General features: G+C 39.9%; 7 protein-coding genes. 2 read left to right on the top strand and 5 right to left on the bottom strand.

Going from position 1 to position 7,517, the window contains the following annotated elements; genetic code table 11:
* From G614_RS32240 to G614_RS35215, 4 genes are all read right to left on the bottom strand, one after another.
* Positions 1-208: hypothetical protein (locus G614_RS32240; RefSeq protein ID WP_207637860.1), on the bottom strand; the 208-nt coding region annotated here is incomplete at its 3' end.
* Complete coding sequence (locus G614_RS0122870; protein WP_027643297.1) at positions 208-1,014, bottom strand: ExeA family protein; 807 nt, start codon at positions 1,012-1,014, stop codon at positions 208-210. The genes G614_RS0122870 and G614_RS32240, both read right to left, overlap by 1 nt.
* Positions 1,014-2,282 carry a DDE-type integrase/transposase/recombinase gene (locus G614_RS0122865; protein WP_027643298.1) on the bottom strand — a complete coding sequence of 423 codons (1,269 nt, stop codon included), beginning with the start codon at positions 2,280-2,282 and terminating at the stop codon, positions 1,014-1,016. The genes G614_RS0122870 and G614_RS0122865 overlap by 1 nt, the downstream gene beginning before the upstream one ends.
* 74 nt (positions 2,283-2,356) lie before the next feature.
* The gene (locus tag G614_RS35215; RefSeq protein WP_420341544.1) at positions 2,357-2,914 is read right to left on the bottom strand and encodes a DUF6431 domain-containing protein; all 558 of its coding nucleotides are present in this window, start codon (positions 2,912-2,914) and stop codon (positions 2,357-2,359) included.
* A gap of 587 nt (positions 2,915-3,501) precedes the next feature.
* On the opposite strand from G614_RS35215, the gene G614_RS0122855 reads away from it, so the two are divergent.
* Positions 3,502-3,864: a TnpV protein gene (locus G614_RS0122855; RefSeq protein WP_027643761.1), complete on the top strand. Its 363-nt coding sequence runs from the start codon at positions 3,502-3,504 to the stop codon at positions 3,862-3,864.
* 163 nt (positions 3,865-4,027) lie between these two features.
* Entirely contained in the window at positions 4,028-7,240 is a 3,213-nt protein-coding gene (locus G614_RS28675) for an ATP-binding protein (protein WP_242828191.1), read from the top strand.
* Here G614_RS28675 and G614_RS0122845 read toward each other — a convergent pair.
* A partial coding sequence (locus G614_RS0122845) for a hypothetical protein (protein WP_027643760.1) occupies positions 7,191-7,517 on the bottom strand: 327 nt, incomplete at its 5' end. The two genes, G614_RS28675 and G614_RS0122845, sit on opposite strands and share 50 nt — an antisense overlap.

Below are 7,517 nucleotides of genomic sequence, written 5' to 3'. Positions count from 1 at the left end.
TGTCAGACGGCACATTGTGGGAGGTAGAAACTGCACGTTGATTTCGGTGTAAACACCTCTCCGATTGTGCCGTACCGGCACTTGCCGCAGACTCACAGCGGGATAACCGCAGAGTGTCGTAGCTTTGTTTGAAGAACAGCCGGTGCTGTTTTTGAAACAAGGCCATGACAATAGTCACAGCCTTAATAATGTACTTTGAAAACTTCATCAATAAAGTCCTTGATTATCAACAGCAGCACGAATGATTTCGTGATCAATGACTTTCTTGTTTTGTTGAGCACCGATAGTCAGGGCATCTGTCATCAGGTTATCAATAAGGCGGGGATTGCCTTGGGTAAAGCTATGGGCAGCTGCAAGAGCTGCCGGGTCAATGATAGAGGAAGATGCACCTGCCAGTTGGATCTTATGCAGGATGTATTTTGATACCTCGTCATCGGATAGTCCGGTGTAGTTATAGTGGACAGTAATACGTTGACGCAGTGCTTCGTGTACTGGCTTGCGGAGCGTGTCATTGAGATGGGATTCTCCACAAAGGATCAGGGTAAAGTAGTTGACGGAATCATAACCGTAGTTCATTAGCATTTTGATATCATTGAGGATACCGGTATTTAAGTACTGTGCTTCATCAATGGCAAGAAGGAGTGGCTGCCGCTTTTCTTTATAGAGGTAGGTAATCTGTTCCTGGATAGCCTTGAACATACCGGTCTTTCCTCCTTTGTCAGAAACTCCAAGGATAGCACAGAGCTGTTTGTAAAAGTCTGCGACACTGATGGTGGAAAGACACAGATATTCCATGTGGTACAGGCTGGGATTCAGACTTGCTGCAAAACAGCGCAGGGCGTAGGATTTTCCCATGCCGGGTCTGGCAGTAAATACACCGATACCACGGATATCCTTCAGGTAATTCAAACGGTTTGTCATTTCGGTGAAGTCTCTGGAAATGAAATGGTCTTTTTCCCTGAGCTGCTGTTTGTCAAAAGGATTAAAAGTAAGGCCATAGAAGGAGTTATACATCAGGATTTACCTCCAGCTTTGGAATAGTCGATCATTGGAAGATTGTTTCGCTTCGTGCGACAGTTTTCATTACGGTTGGTCTGGCGGATAGGAAACTTTTTATCATCGAACAGGATGTAGGCAGAATCCATGTCATCCGGAAGATAACGGATATCGACCTTTGCAGATATAAACTGCATGGGTACATCGAAGCAGATCTTATCGATGGTGATGGTGGAATCCTTGCGTACTTTACGGGTGATGCGGTTGTAAAAGCAGTCATCCAGCCATTGCCTCGACAGAGGTTTGCGGGGATGATCTTTGGAAGCCTGATAACGTTCCAAAGGAACTCCGCTGATACCACGGTGGAAGGTGGTGTTGTAGTTGCGCATGTAATCTTTGAGCATCCCGTTGAACTGTGAAAGGGAAGTGATGGAATTGATATCCAACGTATAAAGCCATCTTTCTTTCAGGGTGCGGAAATGGCGTTCTACTTTGCCTTTGCTGGCCCCATCACGGATTTTTGTATGCAAAAGAAGGATTCCAAGGGATACGCAGATCATGGAAAGCTGCTCGTTGGAGTAACTGCAGCCATTGTCTACATACAGCTTGTCAGGAATTCCATAGGCAGCGATGGCATTCTTTAATACTTTCTGGAAGTTGTAAGCATTATCATTGTAGAAGAGTTCGCCGCCTACCAGGAGTCTTGAATGATCATCAATGATCATGATGCAGTAGACACGACGCGATCTGCCATCTTCAGTGATGTAAGGAAGGTAACAGGTGTCAGCCTGCCAGATTTTTCCGAATTTATCTTCCTCATATGCTTTACGGTCACGCAAGTTTGGGTCTCTGGCAGATTTGAGGTCATTGTGTCTGATAAAGCGTTGGACAGAATCAACACTGACAGTAGCCGGGATGAAAGCTTCCCTTACCAGATGCTCATAGATCTGTGTGGCATTCATGCGAGGGTGTTCTTCCTTGATGTGATAGATTTCAGCGATGGCATCTTCATTTAAGGCACGGGAAATACCTTTATCAGACCTGGCATTGGGCATCAGGGCGTCCAGACCGCCGAGAGTGTACTGAGACTTCCATTTTTCCAGTGTTTTATAACTGTAAGAGACAGTGGAACCATCAGGAAGGGTCAGGGGAAATGCGGTGACCCGTTTGTAGTAGGCAGTTGCCGAGGCATCAGGATAAAGCCCCTGAATGACAGGAGCAATGAGTGCGAAGCGGAACTGGGCTATTTCAGCATTATGTTTTGTTTTTTCAGTATCTTTACTCATGAAAAAGTCCTCCTTTTTAGGTTTTCTTCATCATAAGCAAAGAAAAAGCCGGTTGCCATCCCATGGTCGTGTGGTCAGAAGATGGAAATATCCGGAGTGAAACTGGTCTGATGATAACGTGCGTTTTTCAGAGTTGCCAGTATGGGATTTTGGTGTGATTGAAGAAAGGACTGAGACACCAGCCGAATAAACTCCATGGAGAAGGAAGAGTAATTGTCCAAGGTGACGAGATCCTTCAAAAAAGAGGAATCAGAAGTCTCAGCATCCAACAAAAGACCAAGCCATTGCTGTTTATGAGTTTTCCAAAGACCGAGCCACTTGAAGAATTGATTCTGTGAGACGCCAAATCTTTCACAGAGCTGTTCGATCGTGTAAAGTCTGGAAAAGTATTCACCGAGAATACGAAGGATGAAGAACAGACCATAGCTTGAGTAAGGGATGATGATATCCGGGAGGATAGCATGTGCATGCTGACAGTTTTCACAGAATACACGGAGGACACAAAGATGTGATTTCTGCTGTTTGCCGGTTACAAAGTCAATGATAGATCTGCCATAATAGTCATGGACATGGCAGTTACCAGTGCTCCCACAGATTGGACAGGTCTCCAGTTCGGGATGGAAATGCTCCATGTAGGAATCAAAAAGAGATTTTGATGAAGTTTTTATACGAATTATCTTGCATAACAGTAAGTTTTTTCTTATCATAACAGTGTGCATATATAACGATGTACACTCATACATCTTCGGATGTCATGAGGCATTTCAAGATGACCGCTTATGATACAGGCAACTATTTATTAGGGCATGACCCTGCATGAGGCCTGTAGTGCGGCTCTTGATTGGGTATGAGAGAAAGAACGAACTGTAGGAGGGGCTGTTCTTTCTCTTTTTTCTTTAGGTACGAAAAGACTATAGTGGAAAGAAAAGTAATGGTCAATAGGGCAGATAAAAACGTGCCGTAAAATACAGCACGTTAAGATAGATAATATGAAGGAGATGCCGAATTTAATTTGCGGTAATGTTGCCGTAGGTAGGAACTATAATTCGACGCATGACAATAAAAAGTCTCAAATCGTCTTAAATACTTCTATAAATACCATTTCTTGTGTTCCGTTCTCAATTTTACCAATGATTTACCAATATTTCTGGAGAGTCAGACTTGCAAAAACAACAAACTAGAATGAGGAGATTAAAAATAGAGCGAATTAAAGAAATATATTTACGATGAAAAGAACGGACTGCATTACATTCTGATCGGAGATTATTATATACCAGATTTGAAACTGCCGGAGGAACACCGCCCCATCGGAAAGTATGGACGGATGCACTGGGAATATTTAAGAGAAGTCCATCCAGCGAGATTGAATACATTGACGCTGACCGGGGAATTGTGGACATATCTTGCAGACCTGAACGAACAGGCACAGGAACGGTTAGACACCATCATGGAGCAGATGAAAGCCGCCGAGGGCGTGACCGAGGAATTAAAGCGTATCTGTCAAATGGAATGTGTGCAGCGTTGCAATAACATTCACAACCGAGCAGAAGAAATTGTTTTGCATGAGATGATTTATTCATAACGGTATGCTAGAATGATTATTACAAATCGGATTTGTGAAAATTATTGGTCGTGAGCCATCTTGCGATTTAACTTACTATACGTGCATAAGGAAACGTATGATTTGCTGACAGGAGAAGACTTAAAAAGTTGATTCATTAGTGTTGATATGAGGAGGTCATTAAATGCAGAGCGCAATCCATGAAGGATATGAATATCAGGATTATTTTACTGTTTCAATAATCCTACAACTGATGCTTCGCCAGACAGATGCTGAAATAATTATTGATCGTAAGGATTTCAGCGGAGATAAATTTGACGATTTAAAGGTAAAGACGCCTAATAGTACCACTGAATTTCAGATTAAGTATTCTGATGATGAAAGCTCCCATAAACTTACTAAAGATGACTTTTCAAATGGCAATGGACATGATACTGCGTTATGCGATCTTTTTGCTTCTTGGAAAACTAGAAAAGAATCTGAAAATGATACTCAGATAAAGCTTTGCCTTGCGTGGAACAGGCCTAGGGATGATGATCCGATTGTAGACTTTTTAAAGCCCATTCAAGATCAGTCCCTACCCTTTTCAACGGTTGCATTTATGTTTGATGGAAATTTGTTTTGGCAGGAAGGGAAACTGCCTCCCAAAACGTGGAGGAAGTTTAATACGGCGATTAAAGAAGGATATATTGATAGAGAAGACTTTTTATCGTTTTGTAATGAACTTACGATTATTCTTGAAATGCCTAAGGCAAGTCTAGACTTAAAGAACCCTGGCGGAATCGAAAATGTGGTTATTAAGCAAGTTGAGAAATTGGGTATAGGAATTTATCCAAATGATAATCTAAACTTAGAAGAAGTTATTTATAAGCTTGCTACGGAAGTGAAGCACTCCAGAGCGATGGGTAATAGACTTTATACCAATACATTAATGGGGCGTCTTGGATTTATAATGGATTATGGGAAATTTGATCAAAGATTTCCAGTGGATTCAGCGCATAAGGTTATACTTGATGATGAGATTGAAAGGCTGCACGGAACAATTCGTGATTCAAAACGTGTCATTATTACTGGTAATCCTGGATCTGGAAAGTCTTGGCTTGTCGATGAATACATAGATAAACTTGAGAATGATAACAGTAAAGTTATTCATTATAATTGCTTTCAGTCATTGCAGGACACAAATAGTCTTGAGAGAATACGTGTAAGTTCCCTATATGGCAATCTGGTTTCACAGATCGTGGAACAATGCCCAGAATTAGTTGAGCATAAGAATACAATCTTTGGGGCTGATAAAGCAGAGCTTGAAAATCTGCTTCGACTCATTGGAGAAGAATTCTATTTAGTAGTAGATGGCCTTGATCATATCTCCAGAGAATATGATCTACATAAAGATCTTATTTCACGTTCAGAAACTGAAATCATTTCGGAACTGCTGGGAATTCATTTTCCTGATAACTGCTATGTCATAATAGCATCGCAGCCAATAGATGCACTGGATAAATTCAAAGACAATAGCTACTGTGTATTTGAAATTGATCCATGGGCTATTAAGCAAGTGAAATCCTTGATGGCGACTTTTCACATTACTGATGATGTTATCAAAGATGATGATTGCTCATCTATAAGTGAATATCTGCTTAAAAAATCTCAGGGAAATGCGCTGTACCTCAGTTATATCTTGCGTCAGTTACGAAACTCAAATGTAAATAAAGAATTAATTGACGGAATACCCGATTACGATATCAGTCTATCTGAGTATTATTCCTATTTATATAAAAAGGTTCATAACAATCGCACAGTTAATGCACTTTGTGGGGCAGATTTCTATCTTAGCCTAGATGATTTAATGGAGATTACTGGAGATGGAGAATTTGTAGAATGCGATATATCGGTGCTTCACCCATTATTGATTGAAAATATTCTAAGTGGCGGCTTTTCAATTTATCATGAAAGTTTCCGCCGATTTGTGTTATCTTCATTAAAAGATAAAAAGGTTGATTTAGAGAGAAATGTTTATGGTATTCTTGCTGATTGGTTACAGGAGAAACCATTTTTTGAATTTGATAAGTCGTTTTATTATCTTCCCGAACTACTGTATAAGGTTAAGCGTGATGATGATAATATGGCTTTGATTGAGAAAGAATTTGTTCTTAAATCAGTTTCAGAGGGTTATTCTCGAAAACGCATAAGAATGAATCTTAATTGTATTATTCGAAGCGCAGGTAGAACCAGAAATTTAGTCGCATTGGTAACAGCTGGTGAATTGTTGGCAATGCTTGATGATATGAACGAATTTGAGAGTACTGGTGAAGAATACTTCCAATCAATATGTGCTATAAAGGGTGCTTCTAAACTGAATCAGTTAATGCAGATTGATGGAAAACCAACCTTTGATAAGAATACAGGTCGGCTTGCATGTTATATTTCTTCGAAAGCTGGTATTACACCTTGGTGGGAACTGTATTTAGATACAGATGCTAAACAGTATAAGATTGAGGATTTTAAATACTATTTTAGATATCATCTCGATGAGCAGGGGGTTAGTATTATTCCTAAGCTTATGGAAGCAATAGAAAAAGAAAAGGATTCAATAAGAAATCAATGTATTGAGATTGCGTATGATGAGCTAGAGGGCTACATAGAATTTAATGAAATTGCTTCAATTGCGGAGGAGCAACAGCTGATTCATTGGAAAGACTATCTTTCATATATTGAAACTGGATATTATCCGCAAAGTGATGTTTCCTTTGAAGCTGCTATTAGGAACTGGGAAAAAATTAAAAAACTGAAGATGCCAGGAGAAGAAGATATCAGAATCTTCAAAGAATTATTTTCACAAATATACTATCTCTCTGAGCAGGGGGATAGAAAAGCTATAGAGGCAGTCGTTGCTGATTGTGAAAATATTAACTGGTTCTATAATTGGATAATTTACTCTGTCAAGATGGCAGAATTGTGTGCACACACAGCACAAATGGATTCTAAATACATCTGTGAATCAGCGATTACTAATTTGGAACTACTGCTACAGGATACAGAAGTTTTTAAGGGAGAACCACGTACCTGCGATTTGTATTTTCTCCAGAATGAATTGACAAGGTCATATGAACAGGCGGTAAAACTGATTTTCCAAAATGGAGAAGTAGAGGATCTAGAGAAAGCATTAGATATTCTCGAACGGCTTGATAATGAAACTGGAACAAGTTTTGATCATAGCATGGGAGGTCCATTAACTGATGCTGAATTATTAGGATTAATATCTCATTTTCTGACTATTGATAATTATGAAATTGTAAAACCTTATTTATTAAGAATTCAGGAGAATATACACGACTTTACAACTTTTATAAATGCCAGCACTGTTGCCGAATTAACTGTTTTAAAGCTTTCATAACAACACTGGATTTTATGCTGGTTTCGATATTTCTCACGAAAGTGGTATAAAATACCTGCTGCCGGATTTGCTCACTAAGGGCAAACCGAAATTCCTGCACACTTTCTGTACGGTACTTTGAAAATGATTCTTCCTGATATGGCAGTATCTTCATGGCACAATACGAGATGTTGATCAGGTTAACCAACATTTCGATTCCCTTCCGACTGCGTAACATATAGCTGCATAACGACCAGAACGTTTTCTGTTCATAATAACTCACCTCGATATTCCAGCG

Origin of the sequence: [Clostridium] clostridioforme AGR2157, assembly GCF_000424325.1 — a bacterium.
In the GTDB taxonomy this organism is placed as follows: Bacteria; Bacillota; Clostridia; order Lachnospirales; family Lachnospiraceae; genus Enterocloster; species Enterocloster clostridioformis_A.
Note: the sequence above shows the minus strand (reverse complement) of the source record. Positions and strands in the feature narration are given on the sequence as shown.